We start from the raw sequence: 17,724 nt of genomic DNA, 5'->3' as shown, positions 1-17,724 counted from the left end.
TCTAGAGCCTTCCAGGCATACGTGAGCGTCGTCTTGGATCGCCCCCCAGTAGCCGCCGGACGCTGCTTCGCGCCCCGGCGATCGCGGCAAAGGTCGGGTGAATCCTGCTCATTACTGAGCAGCCTCTTGCGTAGTCGGGCGTTGGTGGTGACGGACAGCACAGCGTGTTGTGGTGGTCGGCAATCCGGTTGTGCAGGAATCGCGGCGCGTTGAGATCGTTCCGAATACCCCGTAGTCATGCGGGGCCTGGGGTTCTCCAGGAGGGTAAGTGTCGAACCTGTCGTGTGCCGTTTGCGTCCTGTCGGCGGGCTACAGTTCCGATTTGTTCATCGGGAGGCATCGCTCTTTCCTAAAGAGGAGCCAGTCGGGAAGATGGTTCCATGGACATAAGCCGAGTCGACCCGCGTGACGCAGCGTACGAGATGGAAGATCCGGTCTATCGTGTCTACTTCAGTGAGCTCGGTGCCACTGATGAGTGGCAACTTGAGGGTGCATCGTCGGTAATCGAGGTCATCGACTGGGCGCGGGCCGATGGACGAGAGTTCACGGCTTACGTGGAGACCGGCTGGCCATCTGGGATGGGATTGTTGCGTGTCTTCAGCTGGGCGGGGTAGCGCAGACGCACCCCGCCCAGCCTCGGTTTAGGGCACCCAGAGGAAGCTCGAGGCTGCGCTCGGGGGCGCAGCTAGCGGCAGGAGGGGCGGCGCAGTGTTCGCCGAAGCTGAAGCTCTGAAGTAGGCGGCCCGAGAAATATGCGTACCGCTGTTCAGTGCCGGGACATACCAGGTTGTCGTCGGTCCCCAATTGACGGTACTGGTGACTTGCACGTACTGCGTGTACAAGGACTGCGCTACGATCCCCATGGTGGCAACGTCGTTGTAGGCGGTCTTTCCAAGGTACATCTGCACCTGCACTGGAATCGTGCCGGATGGACCCTTACACCGAACGCGTGACTTAGCGATGACACTGGCCGAGCCGTTCGACCAATGCGGGTTGTCGACCGTCAACAGGCACGTATAGCTTGAAGCAGCGGCCGCCGCCACGCCCCCTTCAGACCTGGACGTGGAGGTCGCCGGGACGGCGAAGACTACCTCCGAGGTGGATGATCCAGGGCTCATCAGCGCTGTTTCAGCCGGGGCTTCCGGTCCGGGCGGGACTTGTTCTGCACCTGCCGGTGATGCGATGGCGACAGTGAGAAGCGCCGCAGCAAAACCAGCGGCAATCAGTGATACTCGACGTCGACCAATTCTTCGTTCCGTATCAATCTCCTTTCTGAGACAGCAGTCACGCTAGTGACTCGCTGTAGTGCTGTCTGTAGGTAGAAAGGGGGACAAGGGATTCGGGGCGGCGGGAGACCTGGAAAACGGCACCGGGGTCGAGATCAACTCGCGCCACCACGGCAGCCCGGAGCACTACGAGGCTCTGGCCGGGACCCTCGTGGTAGAGGAGATGAGGGTTACAGGCAAGAACGTGTGGATGCGCTCGCTCCTCGTGAGTTGAGTCCCGCATAGTGTGTAGCGCGTGGTGGCTGGCCGAGCTTGTCGCTATGACGTAGACGCGGTCACCGTGTGATCCTTCGAGGAAACTCTCACATCCCTCTCGAACGGAGTCATCACGATGATCGCACCTCTTATTGTCTTATTGTCGACCGTGCGAGCGTGCTCGCTGAAGCCCTGACCGACGCATCGCCGGATCTGATGCGCTCGCTGCTGCAGACCATGATCGACGCGCTGCTGTCCGCCGACGTGGACGCCGTCGTCGGCGCCGAATGGGGCAAGCCCAGCGCCGACCGTGTCGCGCAACGCAACGGTTATCGGCACCGTGACCTGGACACCCGGGTCGGTACGATCGACGTCCAGATCCCGGAGTGGTTGCTCGCGCGCCGCAAGCGCGCCGAAACGGCGATGATCACCGTCGTCGCGGACTGCTACCTCGCAGGCGTGAGCACGCGGGGGATGGACAAGCTCGTGAAGACGCTCGGGATCCACGCGCCTAAGCGCAGACCCGAAGGGTCGGACTCTGGAAAGAGCGATCGCACGGAGCGAGCGGTGGAGCCGACCTATGATCGGATGCCGACAAGGGACCAGGAATCAGTGGAGGCTCGCTGAGGAGCTCAAGCTCCCGGTTCGGCGCGCGGGACGCCGCAGTCGTTGTCGACGGTGCAGTTGACGCGGAGAGTGCACGTGCTGTCGATCGCGCCAGAGCGTCTGCCGTTGGAGGGAGGGTGCAGAGGGATCGTTGCGGGCTTGTAAGCAAACTCCCCGTAAGGGCGGGAACGGCGCTGGCAGACTAGCTTCATGGTGACGCTGCTGCTCGACTCCTCCCAGCTGGAGGTGACGTTGTCGGGGTCGGAACGTCTGCTTGCATTCCGTCGGCAGAATGTAGACATCCCGCGCAGCACGATCGCAAAAGTCCAACTCACCGACGACGTCTGGACCTGGCTTCGCGGGGTGCCGAGTCCCGGAACGCATGTGCGCGGAGTCATCGCGATGGGCACGTGGAAGTCGGCGAGCAGCGAGGACTTCGTCGTCGTGCGAGGTCGACGTCCCGGCGTCGTGATCGACCTCGAGGGGCACCCGGACTATCAGCGCATCGTTCTCACGACGCGCCACGGGCTAGCGCTCGTTCAAGCGCTGCGGCTCGACGTCGACGGCCCTGCCGAAGACGTCGCCGACCTCGTCAGCTGACGTCGCGGCGCCAGTTCAGCGCGTAGCCGAGCACGAGCAGCACGGCGGCATAGGCGAGAAGGACGGCGCCGCCCGCCCACCATTCGAGTCCGCTCGTGCTGGTGCCCGCGCCCGCCATCTGGAAGATGCTTGCCCCGACCAGGGCATCGCTCGCTGCGCCCGGCAGGTAGTTGGTGACGGTATCGAGTCCTGACACGAACGCTCCCGCCGCGCGGGCGATGGGCTCGAGGAACTGGGTGAACACGAGCACCCCCACGACGGCAGCCACTTGGTTGCGCACAAGCGCGCCGACGCCGATCCCGACGATCACCCAGATCGTGAGAGCGAGTACGACCCGCGCGATCAGCGCCCAGGTTGAGCCCACACCGAGGTCGGTTTCGACCCCGAACGCTGCGAGGAGGCCAGCGGCCGGCCCGACGGATGACAGCGCGCCGACGATCCCGAAGCCCGCGCCCACGACGATGCCCGCGACGATCTTCGCCCACAGCACGGTTCCCCGGCGCGGTGTCGTGAGGAACGTCGCCGTGAGGGTCTTGTGCCGGAACTCCGAGGTGACCATGAGGGTTCCGAGGATGAGAGGGATGACGTATCCGACACTTGCCGCCAGTGAATACAACACCGGTGCGACTCCCTCGGTCGGAACCGGTGCGCCCTCGCCAGGGAGCATCCCGCTGCCGACGGCCCCGATCGCGAAGGCGAGCGCAGCTGCCGTGAACGCGATGTAAACAACGAGCACGAGGCCGAGCACCCACCACAGGGATGTCGAGAAGAACTTCGTGAACTCCGACCGGGTAACGGTGGCGACGGTCATCGGTTCGCCCCGTCCTCGTCGGCTCTCGCTTCAGGGTCCATGTCAGGCTCCGCCGGTCCTGTCGCGCCTTCGGGCTCGTCCGTCCCGTCAGCTACCGAGGCGATATCGGCGTCCGAGTCAGTCACGGTTTCTGCCTCCGGCTCTTCGTCAGCGTCGTCAGCGTCCGCGGGTGTCACACGTCGCGGATCATCCGTCAGCAGGAGAGGGGGCCTAGTCCCGTTGACGTACTCGAGGAAGATTTCCTCGAGAGCCGGCCCCCGGTCGGTCAGCGCCGAGAGGGCGACGCCGGCAGAGGCAGCGATCGCTCCCACATGAGCAGCGTCAAGGCCCTGCACCTGGATGCCGGTGCGCAGGTGCTCGAGCGGAGCCGCGGCATCCTCCAGTGCTGCGATAAGGGCGCCGCGGTCGGGTGCGTCGACGAGGGTGACAGGAACCTCCTGGTAGGCGAGGTCCGCAAGCGACCCCTCGAAGACGAGGCGGCCGCCCGAGATGATGAGCGCGGCATCCACCGTCTGCTGCACCTCGGCGAGCAGGTGAGACGACACCAGGATGGTCCGCCCCTCGCCAGACAGGGTGCGCAGGAACGACCGCATCCAGCGGATGCCTTCGGGATCGAGGCCGTTGGTGGGCTCGTCGAGCACGAGCACGCCCGGGTCGCCGAGCAGCGCGAACGCCACCCCGAGCCGTTGACGCATTCCGAGCGAATACCCACCGACTTTGCGTCCCGCAGCGTGCGTGAGTCCGACAAGCTCCAGCACCTCATCGACGCGCGAGCGCGGGATGCCGGCAGCCTGCGCGTACACGGCCAGATGGGCTGCACCCGTGCGGCCGGGATGGAAGCCGGTGGCCTCGAGGACCGCGCCGACAGTGTGCAGCGGATGGGCGAGTTCGTCGTAGCGGCGACCACCGATGGTCGCCGAGCCCGATGTGGGACGGATGAGTCCCAGCAGCATCCGCAGCGTCGTGGTCTTGCCGGCCCCGTTGGGTCCGAGAAACGCCGTGATGCGTCCGGGCTGGATGCTGCACGTGAGATCGGCGACCGCCGAGATCGTCCCGAAGCGCTTGGTGAGCCCCGCGAACTCCAGAACCTGTCCGTCGGGCATGAAGAGCCCCTCCCTGGGTGTGGATTGCGCACCAGTTTGGCTGACGGAGCGGTCCCGGATGCGGCACCACGCCCGAGGCGGGTCGAAGACCCCCCTTCGTGGCGGCCTGTCGCTACCGTGGAACGGTGGAGACGACGGCACCGACGGTTGAGATCGAGCAGCGCGGCGAGATCGGCATCCTCACCCTGCAACGCCCCCGCGCGCTCAACGCCCTCGACCTCGAGATGGTCGAGGCTCTCGCTGCGGCCCTCGATCGGTGGGAGCAGGACGACAGTATTCGGGCTGTTGTTCTGCGCGGCGCCGGCGATCGCGGGTTCTGCGCCGGGGGCGATGTTCGTGGGCTGTACGACACACTCATCGGCGATCACCCCGAACAGGTCGAAGCCTTCTTCCGCGCCGAGTACGCCCTCAATGCCCGGATCGCGGAGTATCGGCATCCGATCGTCGCGTTCGCCGACGGGATCACGATGGGCGGCGGCATTGGCCTTGCTGGCCACGTATCTCACCGTCTGGTCACCGAGCGATCAATGCTCGCGATGCCCGAGACACGGATCGGCTTCACGCCGGATGTCGGCGGGTCCTGGCTGCTGGGTCGCGCCCCCGGGCGGATCGGCGAGTACCTGGCGCTGACCGGAAACACCGTCGGACCTGCCGACGCCATCGAGGCGGGTCTCGCCGACCATCACGTGCCAAGCGAGCGGCTCGAGGCTCTGCTGTCGGACCTGGCTGCCGGAGCCGATGTCGACGGTGCGATCCAGGCGGTCGCGACAGAACCGGCTCCGGGAACCCTGACCCGGGAGCGGGAGTGGATCGACGGCGCGTTCTCACAGCCAACTGTCGCCGAGATCATCTCGGCGCTGCAGGGGCTGCCTGAGGATGCCGCGCGCGAGACCGCCGCGCATCTGGAGTCGCTTCCCCCGACTGCGCTCGCGGTCACGCTCGAGGCTGTGAGGCGCGCGCGGAAGCTTCCGGACCTGCGGGCGGCTCTTGACCAGGAGTACGGGCTTGTGCTGTGGTTCGGGACGACGCAGCCGGATCTCGTGGAAGGGATTCGCGCGCAACTCGTCGACAAAGACCGCTCACCGCGCTGGGATCCTGCTCCCGGTGAGGAGCTTCCCGCCGACCTTCTCGATCAGGCTTTCTCGTTCCAGCCGCCGACGCCCCTCTGGAGCTGACTCAGCCCCAGAGGCATCCCGTCTGTCAGTCGATGAGTCCGAACAGCTGCAGCGGGTGGGTAAGGCGCCACCACGGGGACGGTTGCTCGATCTCAGCGGACACGGCAGCTTCGACGGTGGTCGAGTTCACGGGGCCCGTGAGGGTGAAGGTCCCCGCGGGAGATCCGGCTTCCCACTCGTCGACCGCGAGGGCGGATGACGAACTCGACGTCGCGCCATTCCACAGGATGACGGCGGCATCCGCTGTGGTGCGGATCTCCGGGTTCGATCCCCACGCGGTCTCCACGGTCCCGACGACCGTGCCTGCCGGGATGACGTAGGGGGTCGTGAGCTCAGCTTCGAGCTGAGCCAGCAACGCCCGGGCCGAGCTGTCGCGCAGTTCGTCGCTGGGTTGGGCGAGGACGGTGGCATACGCGCGGACCGTCTGGTCACCGACGGTGATGTTCTTCGCGGTGGCCAGGTCATCGACCTCGCGGCCGTTCACAAAGAGGGACCCGGTCTTGATACCGACGACGCCGGGATCTGCGAGCAGATCGTTCGTGTTCGTGACCACTCCGGCACCGGGAAGATCGACCGACGGAGTCGCCACGATCTCGGCGATCACGGGGTTCTCGAGCGCCTTTCGTCCGAGCGCGATGACCCCCGCGGGTGTGCCCACGTTGTCGGAGTCGATGCCGGTCGGCTCCACGACCGTGATGCCGCTGATGCCGTGGGTACGCAGCCAGTCCGCGGCGGCGCTCTCGAACACCTCGTCGGTAGGCCAGAACTGGTCGGCCAGTCGAGACGCATAGTTGTTCGCGGAACCGATCAGCAGTCCCTGCAGCATCTGGTACTCGCTGAGGGAGCCGCCTACGGGAACGTTCAGGGCCGACTCGCCGCGCCCGCGATAGTTCCAATACGTCGACCGATCACGCGAATTGAAGGCGTACTCCGGGCCGGTCTCACCGGGCGCGAGCGGCTGGCGGTCCAGCACCATGAGTGCGGTCACGAGTTTCGTGATGCTCGCCAGCGGTGCGTCATCCGTCGTTGAGACCAGCGTTGCGTCGGCAGCCGTCGACTCGAACCCGTCGACGGCCACCGCAGCCGATCCATCTGCCGGCCACGCCGGCGCGGCGGCGGATGCCGTGAGAGGGGAGACATCGACGGGCCGCGCAGTCGGCATGACCGCTGTCAGCGGCCAGAGCAAAGTGACCGCGGCGTACGCCGCGACGACAGCGAGAACGACAAGGGTCGGGCCCATGACGGTTCCGCGCAGCAGTGACCGACGCGGCATCCCGTCGAGGAGATCGCCGGTGTCCGAGCGTTCCGGCGCCCGCCGCGACACGGGGGCTCCCGTGGGGCTGGCCCATTGCAGGGCGGCGGTGTCGGCGCGCTCAACGGCGACGCCCGCGGCCGCACTCGACGCCGGGTCGGCGTCGGTCGGGTCGGGGGCGGTCGGCGCCTCCGTGTCAGTCATCCCGCCCAGATTATCCGTACCTGACGCGTATACTCGGCACCACGAACCACGGGAGTCCGGTGTGCCGGGCTGAGAGGAAGCGAATCCACGCTTCGACCGTCGAACCTGATCTGGGTCATGCCAGCGCAGGAAGGAGAACAATGTCTGTTTCGTCGTCCACCCCCACCACCGTCGCGAACCGGTTCCGGTGGCGGATCGTCGATATCGTCGTCGCCAGCGTGATCGGTGTCGCATCCGGTCTGATCTTCCTGGCCTGGAATGTCGGCTACGTCGGGCCGAGCACGCTCCTTGAGCCGCTGCTGCCGGGCATCCAGGGTCTGCTGGACGGGCCCTGGCTCTTCGCCGGAGTTCTGGGTGCTCTCGTCATCCGCAAGCCGGGTGCCGCCATCTACACCGAGCTGCTCGCTGCCGTCGTCTCGGCACTGGTCGGCAACCAGTGGGGCGGGTTCCTGACGCTCGAGGCCGGCTTTGTGCAGGGTCTCGGCGCCGAGATCATCTTCCTGATCTTCGCCTACCGCGTCTGGACACTGCCGGTGGCCATCCTCGCCGGCGCTGGCGCAGCCCTGGCCGGTGGAATCAACAATCTGATCCTCTGGTACGCGGGGGCAGACGTGACCTTCACGATCGTGTACCTCATCAGCACCGTGATCTCTGGGGCGGTGATTGCTGGCCTTCTCTCGTGGCTGCTGGTGCGAGCGCTCGCCGCCACCGGAGCACTCGATGCCTTCCCGGCCGGTCGCGAGGTCCGGCAGCGCGTCTGACGTGACGGCACAGTCTCCCCAGATCCCTTCCGCTCCGCGCCATTCCGTCGCCGTCGGCATCGACGGGTGGGGGTGGCGGCACGGGAGCCGGCGGGGGTGGGCCCTGCGTGGGCTCGACCTGCGGATCGAGCCGGGCGAGCGTGTACTGCTGCTCGGGGCGTCGGGGTCTGGCAAGTCGACGCTCGTCCGGGCGATCGCCGGCGTGCTCGGCGCGGACGAGGGCGAGAGTGAAGGCTCCATTCGCCTCGACGGTGTTTCGCCAAGCGCGGCGCGCGGCAGGGCCGGCCTCGTGCTTCAGGACCCCGACTCTCAGGTCGTTCTTGCGCGCGTGGGCGACGAGGTCGCGTTCGGATGCGAGAACCTCGGCGTCCCCCGCGACGAGATCTGGCGGCGCGTGCGCGAGGCACTCGAGCTGGTGGGACTCGACGTGCCGCTCGATCACTCCACGAGCGCCCTGTCCGGAGGGCAGAAGCAGCGGCTGGCGCTCGCCGCTGTCGTTGCAATGCGGCCAGGGCTCATCATCCTGGACGAACCCACCGCCAATCTCGACCCCGACGGCGTCGTGCAGGTGCGGAATGCCGTGGCTCGCGTCGTCGAGCAGACGGGGGCAACCCTCCTTGTCGTCGAGCACCGCGTGGCGGCCTGGGAGTCGCTCGTCGATCGCGTCGTGGTCCTCGAGGCGGGCGGCGTCGTCGCCGATGGATCGCCCGAAGCGGTGTTGCGTGAACGAGGCGACGAACTCGCCCGGTCCGGTGTGTGGGTCCCGGGGCATCGACCGGCATGGCCGCCCCGGGTCACCCGCTCTCGGGGATCCGTTCTCGTGTCGACGGATGACCTCGTGGTTGCGCGCGTGCCGGGGCATCCGGTCGCCGAGATCCCTCACCTGGAGGTGACGGCAGGGGTCGCGACGGCCATCACCGGGCCCAACGGCGCAGGCAAGTCCACGCTCGGTCTGACCCTTGCGGGGCTGATCCCGCCCGCGTCGGGGACGGTCATACCCTCCCCGGCTCTTGCGGACGGTCAGCGCGGTCACCCTCACCAGTGGCCTTCGCGCGCGCTGCTGACGCGTCTCGGCATGGTGTTCCAGGACCCCGAGCACCAATTGCTCGCACGGACTGTTCGCGGCGAGCTCGAGGTCGGACCCCGCGCCCTGGGGATCGCGGAGTCCGAGGTCACGGCGCGGGTCGATGAGCTGCTGCACCGGCTGCGGCTGGACCGCCTCGCCGAGGCGAATCCGTACACACTCTCGGGGGGCGAAAAGCGCAGGCTCACGGTGGCAGCAGCCCTCGCGACGCGGCCGCGTGTGCTCGTTCTCGACGAACCCACGTTCGGCCAGGATGCTCGCACCTGGGCCGAGCTCGTCGCGCTCCTTGCGCGGGTGCGCGACGAGGGCTCGGCGGTCGTGACGATCACGCACGATCTCGAGGTCGCCGATGCCCTGGATGCCGACCGCTTCGTGCTGGGTGGGGCGTCGTGATCGACATCCACATCGCCGCACCTTCGCGGGTGGCGCGACTGAACCCGGTGGCCAAGCTCCTCGCGATCGTCGTGCTGACGATTCCGCTCGTGCTGACCCTGGATGCGGTATCGGCGGGGGTGGCGCTCGTGATCGAACTCGCCCTGTTCGCCTTCGCTGGCCTCGGCTGGCGGCAGTTCTGGCGGCGCACCTGGATCGTCTGGCTGCTCGCGCCGTTGACCGGCGTGACAATCGCCCTGTACGGCCAAGCGAGCGGCCACATCTATGCAGAGTGGTTCGTGGTGCGGATCAGCGAGGGGTCGCTCACCCTGGCGCTCGCGACGATGCTTCGAGTACTCGCGATAGCGCTGCCGTCGGTTGTTCTCTTTGCCACCGTTGATCCGACCGACCTGGCCGATGGGCTGGCGCAGGTGCTCCGTCTTCCGGCCCGATTCGTCCTCGGTGGGCTCGCTGGGCTACGGATGGTCGGCTTGTTCGTCGATGACTGGCGTGCTCTGGAACTCGCGCGCCGATCACGCGGCGTCGCCGACCGTGGCCGCATCCGTCGCTTCCTCGGGATGGCCTTTGCCCTGCTCGTGCTCTCCATCCGCCGTGGCACGAAGCTCGCTGTGGCGATGGAAGCCCGCGGCTTCGGGGCGCCCGGCCCGCGGACGTGGGCGCGAGAGTCTCGCTTCGGGCTGGCCGAGTGGTTGCTCGTACTGCTCGGTGCCGCAATCGCCGCTGTCGCCGTGACCGCCGCCGTCCTGACCGGCTCCTGGAACTTCATCCTCGGCCCGTCCTGAGCCGGACGTCGCCTCGGTTGTAGCCTGGTGCGCGACATCGAAGGAGAGTCGGATGAAGGTCACTGGTGCTGCAGCTCTCGTCACCGGCGGAGCGAGCGGTCTGGGATTGGCAACGGCGGAGCGGCTCGCCGCTGGCGGTGCGCTGGTGACGATTGTCGATCTACCCGGGTCGCCTGGCGCCGAAGTCGCTGACAGGCTCGGTGGCACGTTCGCTCCGGCCGATGTCACGGATGCTGAAGCCGTGCGCGACGCGGTGGCAGTGGCGTCGGCATCCGGTCCGCTGCGGGTCGTCGTCAACTGCGCCGGGATCGCGCCCCCGGCCAAGGTTCTCGACCGTGACGGGGAGCCGTCGTCGATCGCCGCGTTCGAGCGGATCGTGCGCATCAATCTCGTCGGCACGTACACCGTCGTCGCCCAGGCTGCGGCAGCGATCGCGAGGACGGAACCGGATGCCGAGTCCGGCGACCGCGGCGTGATCATCAACACCGCCAGCGTCGCCGCGTTCGATGGGCAGATCGGGCAACCGGGGTATGCCGCCAGTAAGGGTGGCGTGCACGCCATGACGCTGCCGATCGCACGAGAACTTGCCCGTCACGCCATCCGTGTCGCAACGATCGCTCCCGGAATCATGGAGACACCGATGCTCGCAGGTCTGCCTCAGGCGGCGCAGGACTCGCTCGGTCAGCAGGTGCCGTATCCCGCACGGCTCGGCCGGCCGACCGAGTACGCGGCGCTGGTCATGAGCATCGTCGAGAACGGCTACCTCAACGGCGAGACGATCCGCCTCGACGGAGCGATCCGGATGGCGCCCCGCTAGCGGCTCCCTCTGCGTCGGGTCTCTGTAGCGGCCTCAGCGGCGCCGTTCGCGACGTCGAGAGTAGGCGGCAGCGCTGCGACTGGAGAGCGCGAGCAGAATCAGCACATCGAGACCGACCGCGAGCAGAGACGTTCGAAGCGTCACGTCCTGCTCCCGCAGGAACCAGGTCGTGAATGCCGTCGATATCGAGATGACCGCGAAGACCATGACGATCAGGCGTGCCCAGTTGCGGCCCCACCACAGCGAGAGCACAACGCTCACCTGAACCGCAAGGCTCACACACATGAGGGCGATCACGATCCAGAGGGCGAACTGTTCCTCTTCGGCGGTGAGCACATCGCCGGCGAAAGCGAGGTCGGCGCTGTCCATCACGTCGGGCCACTCCAACCACAGCCCGATGATCAGAGCGATGCCGGCGAGCACGCGCAGCAGCACCAACAGAGTTCCTGTGGTGATCGTGGCGGGTCGGCGCATCCGGGGATCCCGGGTGAGCGGGGCGAACAGTGTGGTCGGCGGTTCGAAAGCTGCCCGCTTGCGGGGCAGCCCCTGCGGGGCTTCCGTCGCCGCCGCAGATTTCAAGACACCCACGCTGCTATCAGAAGCCGGGAGGGACGCATCCGTGGTGTCGGGGCCTGTTTCGATGGCGGCGGCCTCGGCTACCGCCAGGGGGCGCAGATCCAGGATCGGCAGGTCGCCGTCGGTGCGGATCGAGTCGCCGCCGCCGTTACGAGCGTGATAGCTCGTCGAGAAGTCTTCGATGATCTCGACACGGATCGTCGGGTCCGCGGCGAGGAGCGAACTGACGATGTGGTCGCGTTCGACATCCGTGTCGGCGTCAATGCGGTGGGTGACCTGGAGCGTGAACAGCGACAAGCCGACGGAACTGTCGAAGGTGCCAGCCGCCAGCCACTCGACGCGGCGACCGCCGGGGAGCGGCCAGTCGTCAGGGCACCGCCAGAACCGCACATGGTGACGCTGCGCGGGATTGCCGTCGACCTCTTGCTGGTAGGCGAAGTCCTGCATCCGGCCGAAGAGGAACAACGGGCTCACGGGCGCCCGGTGGTAGCTGCGCCGAGTGAGCGTCGAGGTCACGATCCGAACCGATGAGCGCAGCGTCACGGGATCGGCGAGAGTCCAGCCCGCCCGCTCCATCGCCTCGTGCAGCGCAGCCGCCTCGCCCATGAAGGCAAGGTTGACGGGATCGCCGAGCAAGCCGTCGCTGGTGCGGGTGCGTCCGATGAAATAGCCGGGTACGTAGATCGTGGTGAGAATGCGGTGGATGCGCGGCAGGACCAGGTAAGCAAGCAGCGCCCAGAAGGCGATCGCGACGAGGATCCCCCACCACCCGACACGGAACGACTCGGTCAAGCTCAGGTACGCGAGCCACAGCGCCGAGATGCCGGCGAACACGAAGAAGAACCAGTCGAGCGCGACTCCGATGGAGTAGCTGCGCCGCCGTTCTCCGCTCACGCCGCCACCCTACCGCCGCTGGCCCTGCGGATCGCTGCTTCGTCGCCGGCAGATATGAGTGGGACGCAGTGTCACAGATCGTGAAACGCGGGCTCGCGCGCGATGGTGGCGAGAGTAGAGTGGCGGGAGGTTTCAAAGGGGAACGCCGTGTGGCCGCACCCTCACCGCTGAAGGAGGCTGAGATGAGCGATTCCATCCGGGTCGAGGTCGCCGATGGCCTCGCCCACGTCACGCTGAACCGCCCCGCACGCCTGAATGCCGTCGACTTCGAGATGGGCCGTCGGTGGCGAGATGTGGCTGTCGAGCTCACCGGGGATCCCACCGTGACAGCGATTCTGCTGGATGCCGCAGGCCCCGCATTCTGCGCGGGCGGCGACGTTGTCGCGATGTCCGAGGCCGACCCCGGTGACGGGAGCGCGGGTGAGGCAGTCACCGCCATGGCGCGGATCATCCACCAGGGGATCCTCACCCTGGTGTGCTCGTCGACCCCGATCGTCGCGGCAGTTCAGGGAGCGGTGGCCGGCGGCGGTCTCGGGCTCATGCTCTGCGCCGACTACATCGTCGCCTCCGACGCTGCGCGATTCGTGAGCAAGTACGCCAACATCGGGCTCACCCCCGACCTCGGCGTCTCCACCCTGCTCCCCGCGGCGATCGGGCAGCGCCGCGCACTCACGCTGCTGCTGCAAGATCGCTCCCTCACCGCCGACGAAGCCCTCGACTGGGGCCTTGTGAACGAGGTGGTTCCCGCTGACCGGGTGGCCTCGCGCGCTCACGAGGTTGCCGAATTCTGGCAGTCAGGCGCTGCCGCGGCCTTCGGCGAGGCGAAGCGTCTTGTGCGCTCCGGTGCGGGCCGCGCCTTCGCGCAGAATCTCGAGGACGAAGCGCAGACGATCGGGGACCAGTTCGTCACTCACGAGGCCCGCACGCGAATCGCCGCATTCGCTGCCGCCTCGCGCACGCCGAAGAACGACGCCGCCACCAGGAAGGACCACGCGTGACCGAGAAGAAGCTTGCTGGAAAGACAGTTCTGCTCTCCGGCGGTAGTCGCGGGATCGGGCTGGCCATCGCACTGCGGTGCGCCGCCGACGGCGCGAACATTGCGATCCTCGCGAAAACTGATACGCCGCATCCGAAGCTTGAGGGCACTGTCCACACCGCGGCAGATGCGATCGAGGCCGCAGGTGGTCGCGCCCTCCCGATCGTCGGCGACGTCCGCAACGATGACGACGTCGCGGCGGCGGTGCTCAAGACCCAGGGTGAGTTCGGCGGCATCGACGTCGTGGTCAACAACGCGAGCGTCATCGATCTGTCGGGCTCTCTCGACCTTTCCGCCAAGAAGTACGACCTCATGCAGGGTGTCAACGTACGGGGCACGTTCATGCTGTCGCGGGCAGCGGTCCCGATTATGCGCGAGGCCGAGAACCCCCACATCCTGTCGCTGTCGCCGCCCCTGAACCTCTCGCCGCGGTGGCTTGGCGGGCACACGGGATACACGCTGGCGAAGTACGGGATGACGATGGCGACCCTCGGGATCGGTGCCGAGTTCGCGAAAGACGGCATCGCGGCGAACACGCTCTGGCCGCGCACCACGATCGCGACAGCAGCCGTGCAGTTCGCCCTCGGCGGCGACCAGATGATGAAGGTCAGTCGCACCCCCGAGATCTACGCGGATGCCGCGTACGAGGTGATCACGAAGCCTTCGCGGGAGTACACCGGCCAGACGCTGATCGTCGAGGACGTGCTGGAGGCCGCGGGTGTCACTGATTTCTCACGCTATGCTGCCGTGCCGGGCACCCCGGATGACCGGCTGTTCCCCGACATCTTCCTCGACTGACACGGGGTTTCGGCGACGGATCAGCCGCGGATGATCAGTCGAGTTTCTTGCGCAGGAACACCTGCTCGATGCCATCATCGCCCGGCACGCGCTCGCTTTCGACATACCCTTCGCGCTCGTACAGGCGCAGATTCGCCTCCGACAGCGACCCGGTGAACAGCTCTGCCGCCGTCGCGCCGGCTTCCCTCCCCCTCTGCTCGACGGCTGCCAGCAGTGCGGTGCCGGTTCCCTCACCCTGCTGATCGGGGGCGATGGCGAGCCGCCCGATGAGCAGCAGCCCGCCGCTCTGCTGCGCGCGGACGGCTCCGACGATCCGGGGTCCGCGCAGGGCGACGCAGCCGAGGTTCTCGCCCAGTTCCGCAGTGATCTCGTCCAGTGTCTGGGTCAACGGAGGCATGTGCGGGGTGCCGTAGATGAGCGCCTCTTGTACGAAGGCGGCGCGCTGGAGCGTGAGCACCTCGCCGGCGTCGTCGGGGGTGATCGGGCGGATGTCGAGATCGTCGTGGGCCACGACCTCACGGTACTGGGCAGGTCCCCTCGCGGGCAGGGCTTGACAGGGCTTCGCCGGTCGAGCAGGGTCGCGCGGCATCCGCTCGCTTACCCTGGAGTCATGGCTCGCGCGCTCCCTCCCACGTCCTCCGGCGCGCCTCAGGTGCGCCCAGCCACCGAAGGATGGCAACAGAAGAAGGATGCCGAGGGCCGGCCACTCTTGCAGTTCGCGAGCCCCAAACGCGGCAAGCCTCCCGTGCACCTGGCCGATCTGACTCCCGAACAGCGCGTCGAGAAGGCCAAGGAACTCGGTCTTCCGGGCTTTCGCGCCGGTCAGCTTGAGCGCCATTACCTGACCCGCTGGACGAGCGATCCGGCAGAGATGACCGATCTGCCGGCATCCGGTCGTGAGGAACTTGTCGCGGGGCTGCTGCCGCCGCTGCTGACTGAGGTGCGCCGGCTCGACACCGACAAGGGCGACACGATCAAGTTCCTCTGGAAACTGCACGACGGTGCGCTCGTCGAGTCGGTTCTCATGCGGTACCCGGGTCGGATCACCCTGTGCGTATCAAGCCAGGCCGGATGCGGAATGAACTGCCCGTTCTGCGCGACCGGCCAGGCGGGGCTCACCCGGAACATGTCGGCTGCCGAAATCGTCGACCAGGTGGTGCGCGCCAATCAAGCGATCGCCCGAGGTGAACTCGGCGGCAAGCGCAGCACCGATCAGTCGCTGGAGCGGGTGTCGAACATCGTCTTCATGGGGATGGGGGAGCCGCTTGCCAACTACGCCCGTGTCATGCAGGCGGTTCGGGTGATGACCGACAAGAAGCACGGCATGGGCATGAGCGCTCGTGGCATCACGGTGTCGACAGTGGGACTTGTGCCCGCGATCACCAAACTTGCCGCCGAAGACATCCCGGTCACCTTCGCCCTTTCTCTGCACGCTCCCGACGACGAACTGCGCGACGAACTCATCCCCGTGAACTCGCGGTGGAAGGTCGACGAGGCGCTGGATGCCGCCCGCGGATACTTCGAGCGGACCGGGCGGCGCGTATCGATCGAGTACGCCCTCATCAAAGACATGAACGACCATCCGTGGCGGGCCGACCTGCTGGCGCAGAAGCTCAACGCGCGCGGGCGCGGTTGGGTGCACGTGAACCCGATTCCGCTCAATCCGACGCCAGGTTCCATCTGGACGGCATCCGAACCGCACGTGCAGAACGAGTTCGTGCGGCGCCTGAACGCCGCGGGCATCCCGACGACACTGCGGGACACGCGCGGCAAAGAGATCGACGGCGCGTGCGGGCAACTGGTCGCTACCGAGGACGACGAGGCCGCGGCGTCAGCCTCGTGACCGTCTCGTAAGTCCCGTCAGGATGCCGGTCTGAAGGCGTCCACGGCCGCAGCGCGCGGGAGCGGCAGCGTCCGCGAGTCGACATCGAAGACGCGCACGCGGCGGCCGGGGGCAAACGGCTCCCATCCCGGGTCGCCGTCGCGGATCATCCGCACCCACGCGCCGTGCATCTCATCCGCGAGGCGCTGCGGCGGAGCATCCCCGGCCATCCGGATGCTGTCGGGATTGCCCACGCCGTCGAAGACGAAGCCGAGTTCGAGAGCGTGCCCGGCGCCGAGGCCGTCGACCGGGCTCTGCCAGGCGAACTCGTAGACGAAGGTCGGCGCCGTTCGGCGATCCGCCACCTGGGTCATCGGCGCTCGCAGCATCGAGTCAGTGAGCGCTTGCCCGAGCCGGTCGCCGGTGCCGGCATCCGGGAACGCGGCCCGGTAGGCGCGCACCGCGGCACGCGGGATTCTCAGGGCAAGATGGCCGAGGCTGGCCTGCCACGGCGAGATCTTCGCGAGCGCGTCGGGCGTGAACCAGAGCCGGTACTCGTCGGTGTTGGTGCCGATGAGGATAGGGGCTGAGGCCGTGGGGAGTGCCTGGCGAGGGGATTCGGGGAGGCTCTCGGGGTCGCGGGCCAGCAGGAACCCGGGTGCGCCCCGCAGCGGCGAGCTGCCGGCAGCCTGTGTCGTTCGCGCCGCCAGCAGCTCGGCCGGCGACAGCGCCGCAAATGCCTCGCGCGTCGCCGGGATCCCGAGCCGCTTGGCGAGCGCGCGGGTGACCCGGCCCGCCCGCTTCGGGTCGACGGCATCCAGGGGCCCCGACTCGATGATTGCGCCGGCGATGAGGGGCGCGGTGTCGGGTCGGGAGAGGAGCGCGGCGACCAGCGCCCCGCCGGCAGACTCTCCCATGAGCGTGATGCGCGAGGGGTCTCCACCGAACGCCGCGATCTCAGCGTGCGTCCAGCGAAGGGCCGCAGCGATGTCTTCGAGGCCGAGATTGCGCGGGGCATCCTCGAGCACCGAGAAACCCTCGGACCCGAGGCGGTAGTTCGCCGAGACGAACACGACTCCGTCGCGGGCGAAGCTCGACCCGTCGTACCCGGCGATCGAACTCCCGCCGCGCTCGAACGCGCCGCCGTGGATCCAGAGCACGACAGGCAGCGGCCCGGATGCCGGGTCGGTCGCGTCCGTCGGGGCCCAGACGTTGACGGTCAGGATGTCTTCGTTGGTGCCGTCGCTGGTCAGGCTCGGCAGGAGTTCTCCGATCCTGCCGCGGTAGGGCGTTTGCGGTGCCGAGGGACCGAACTGCGTCGCATCGCGCACCCCGGTCCAGGCGTCCGGCGCTGCGGGCAGCCGGAACCGCCGCGGACCGAAGGGAGGGTCGGCGTACGGGATGCCGAGGAAGCGACGGATGCCGTCCGTCACGCTCCCGCGGAGTGTTCCGGTGCTGATGGTCGTTTCGATTGCTTCGGTGCCCACGCCCTCAGGGTAGGCCGTTCCATCACGGGCCGGCCCCGCTGT

Annotated in this window: 17 protein-coding genes, 1 pseudogene and 1 riboswitch; of the genes and pseudogenes, 12 read left to right on the top strand and 6 right to left on the bottom strand. The window is 67.6% G+C overall.

Annotated elements, in window-relative coordinates; all coding sequences use genetic code 11:
• Positions 1–380: 380 nt before the first annotated feature.
• The 4 genes and pseudogenes from AADH62_RS06400 (at position 381) to AADH62_RS06385 (ending at position 2,687) form a co-directional block, all read left to right on the top strand.
• Positions 381–614, top strand: a complete 234-nt coding sequence (locus tag AADH62_RS06400) for a hypothetical protein (protein WP_300590740.1) — start codon at positions 381–383, stop codon at positions 612–614.
• A gap of 691 nt (positions 615–1,305) precedes the next feature.
• A complete protein-coding gene (locus AADH62_RS06395; RefSeq protein WP_300590741.1) occupies positions 1,306–1,500 on the top strand; it encodes a hypothetical protein in 195 nt (64 codons plus the stop codon).
• 140 nt (positions 1,501–1,640) lie between these two features.
• Positions 1,641–1,991: pseudogene (locus AADH62_RS06390) on the top strand (transposase); the annotation flags it as partial.
• Between the two features lie 306 nt (positions 1,992–2,297).
• Positions 2,298–2,687, top strand: a complete 390-nt coding sequence (locus tag AADH62_RS06385; protein ID WP_341578747.1) for a hypothetical protein — start codon at positions 2,298–2,300, stop codon at positions 2,685–2,687.
• On the opposite strand, the gene AADH62_RS06380 is transcribed toward AADH62_RS06385, so the two are convergent.
• Both AADH62_RS06380 and AADH62_RS06375 read right to left on the bottom strand, forming a co-directional pair.
• The gene (locus AADH62_RS06380; RefSeq protein WP_341578746.1) at positions 2,680–3,498 is read right to left on the bottom strand and encodes an ABC transporter permease; all 819 of its coding nucleotides are present in this window, start codon (positions 3,496–3,498) and stop codon (positions 2,680–2,682) included. The two genes, AADH62_RS06385 and AADH62_RS06380, sit on opposite strands and share 8 nt — an antisense overlap.
• A complete protein-coding gene (locus AADH62_RS06375) occupies positions 3,495–4,601 on the bottom strand; it encodes an ABC transporter ATP-binding protein (protein ID WP_341578745.1) in 1,107 nt (368 codons plus the stop codon). Before AADH62_RS06375 ends, AADH62_RS06380 begins: the two co-directional genes overlap by 4 nt.
• Positions 4,602–4,726: 125 nt before the next feature.
• On the opposite strand from AADH62_RS06375, the gene AADH62_RS06370 reads away from it, so the two are divergent.
• Entirely contained in the window at positions 4,727–5,776 is a 1,050-nt protein-coding gene (locus AADH62_RS06370; RefSeq protein WP_341578744.1) for an enoyl-CoA hydratase/isomerase family protein, read from the top strand.
• A gap of 25 nt (positions 5,777–5,801) precedes the next feature.
• On the opposite strand, the gene AADH62_RS06365 is transcribed toward AADH62_RS06370, so the two are convergent.
• Complete coding sequence (locus AADH62_RS06365; protein ID WP_341578743.1) at positions 5,802–7,232, bottom strand: D-alanyl-D-alanine carboxypeptidase; 1,431 nt, start codon at positions 7,230–7,232, stop codon at positions 5,802–5,804.
• 38 nt (positions 7,233–7,270) lie between these two features.
• Positions 7,271–7,381, top strand: a riboswitch (TPP riboswitch).
• Here AADH62_RS06365 and AADH62_RS06360 point away from each other — a divergent pair.
• From AADH62_RS06360 to AADH62_RS06345, 4 genes are all read left to right on the top strand, one after another.
• Positions 7,373–7,993 carry an ECF transporter S component gene (locus AADH62_RS06360; protein WP_341578742.1) on the top strand — a complete coding sequence of 207 codons (621 nt, stop codon included), beginning with the start codon at positions 7,373–7,375 and terminating at the stop codon, positions 7,991–7,993. Its footprint overlaps the riboswitch before it by 9 nt.
• A complete protein-coding gene (locus AADH62_RS06355) occupies positions 7,953–9,470 on the top strand; it encodes an ABC transporter ATP-binding protein (RefSeq protein ID WP_425355651.1) in 1,518 nt (505 codons plus the stop codon). Before AADH62_RS06360 ends, AADH62_RS06355 begins: the two co-directional genes overlap by 41 nt.
• Positions 9,467–10,252: an energy-coupling factor transporter transmembrane component T gene (locus AADH62_RS06350; protein ID WP_341578740.1), complete on the top strand. Its 786-nt coding sequence runs from the start codon at positions 9,467–9,469 to the stop codon at positions 10,250–10,252. The genes AADH62_RS06355 and AADH62_RS06350 overlap by 4 nt, the downstream gene beginning before the upstream one ends.
• Before the next feature lie 52 nt (positions 10,253–10,304).
• Positions 10,305–11,069 carry an SDR family NAD(P)-dependent oxidoreductase gene (locus AADH62_RS06345; protein ID WP_341578739.1) on the top strand — a complete coding sequence of 255 codons (765 nt, stop codon included), beginning with the start codon at positions 10,305–10,307 and terminating at the stop codon, positions 11,067–11,069.
• A 33-nt stretch (positions 11,070–11,102) separates the two neighbouring features.
• On the opposite strand, the gene AADH62_RS06340 is transcribed toward AADH62_RS06345, so the two are convergent.
• A complete protein-coding gene (locus AADH62_RS06340; RefSeq protein WP_341578738.1) occupies positions 11,103–12,539 on the bottom strand; it encodes an LssY C-terminal domain-containing protein in 1,437 nt (478 codons plus the stop codon).
• Positions 12,540–12,721: 182 nt separating this feature from the next.
• Between AADH62_RS06340 and AADH62_RS06335 the strand changes: the two genes are divergently transcribed.
• Together AADH62_RS06335 and AADH62_RS06330 are read left to right on the top strand one after the other, a co-directional pair.
• Positions 12,722–13,537, top strand: a complete 816-nt coding sequence (locus AADH62_RS06335) for an enoyl-CoA hydratase/isomerase family protein (RefSeq protein ID WP_341578737.1) — start codon at positions 12,722–12,724, stop codon at positions 13,535–13,537.
• Entirely contained in the window at positions 13,534–14,373 is an 840-nt protein-coding gene (locus tag AADH62_RS06330) for an NAD(P)-dependent oxidoreductase (protein ID WP_341578736.1), read from the top strand. Before AADH62_RS06335 ends, AADH62_RS06330 begins: the two co-directional genes overlap by 4 nt.
• 34 nt (positions 14,374–14,407) lie before the next feature.
• Here AADH62_RS06330 and AADH62_RS06325 read toward each other — a convergent pair whose 3' ends face one another.
• Positions 14,408–14,884, bottom strand: coding sequence for a GNAT family N-acetyltransferase (locus AADH62_RS06325; protein WP_341578734.1), 477 nt, complete (start codon positions 14,882–14,884; stop codon positions 14,408–14,410).
• A gap of 99 nt (positions 14,885–14,983) precedes the next feature.
• On the opposite strand from AADH62_RS06325, the gene rlmN reads away from it, so the two are divergent.
• Positions 14,984–16,216 (top strand): 23S rRNA (adenine(2503)-C(2))-methyltransferase RlmN, encoded by a 1,233-nt coding sequence (gene rlmN, locus AADH62_RS06320; protein ID WP_228178356.1) that lies wholly within the window; start codon positions 14,984–14,986, stop codon positions 16,214–16,216.
• Positions 16,217–16,233: 17 nt separating this feature from the next.
• Here rlmN and AADH62_RS06315 read toward each other — a convergent pair whose 3' ends face one another.
• The gene (locus AADH62_RS06315; RefSeq protein ID WP_341578733.1) at positions 16,234–17,682 is read right to left on the bottom strand and encodes a carboxylesterase/lipase family protein; all 1,449 of its coding nucleotides are present in this window, start codon (positions 17,680–17,682) and stop codon (positions 16,234–16,236) included.
• Between the last annotated feature and the right edge of the window lie 42 nt (positions 17,683–17,724).

The organism is Microbacterium schleiferi (assembly GCF_038150145.1).
Lineage (GTDB): Bacteria > Actinomycetota > Actinomycetes > Actinomycetales > Microbacteriaceae > Microbacterium > Microbacterium schleiferi_B.
This window is presented reverse-complemented; position numbering and strand designations above follow the sequence as displayed.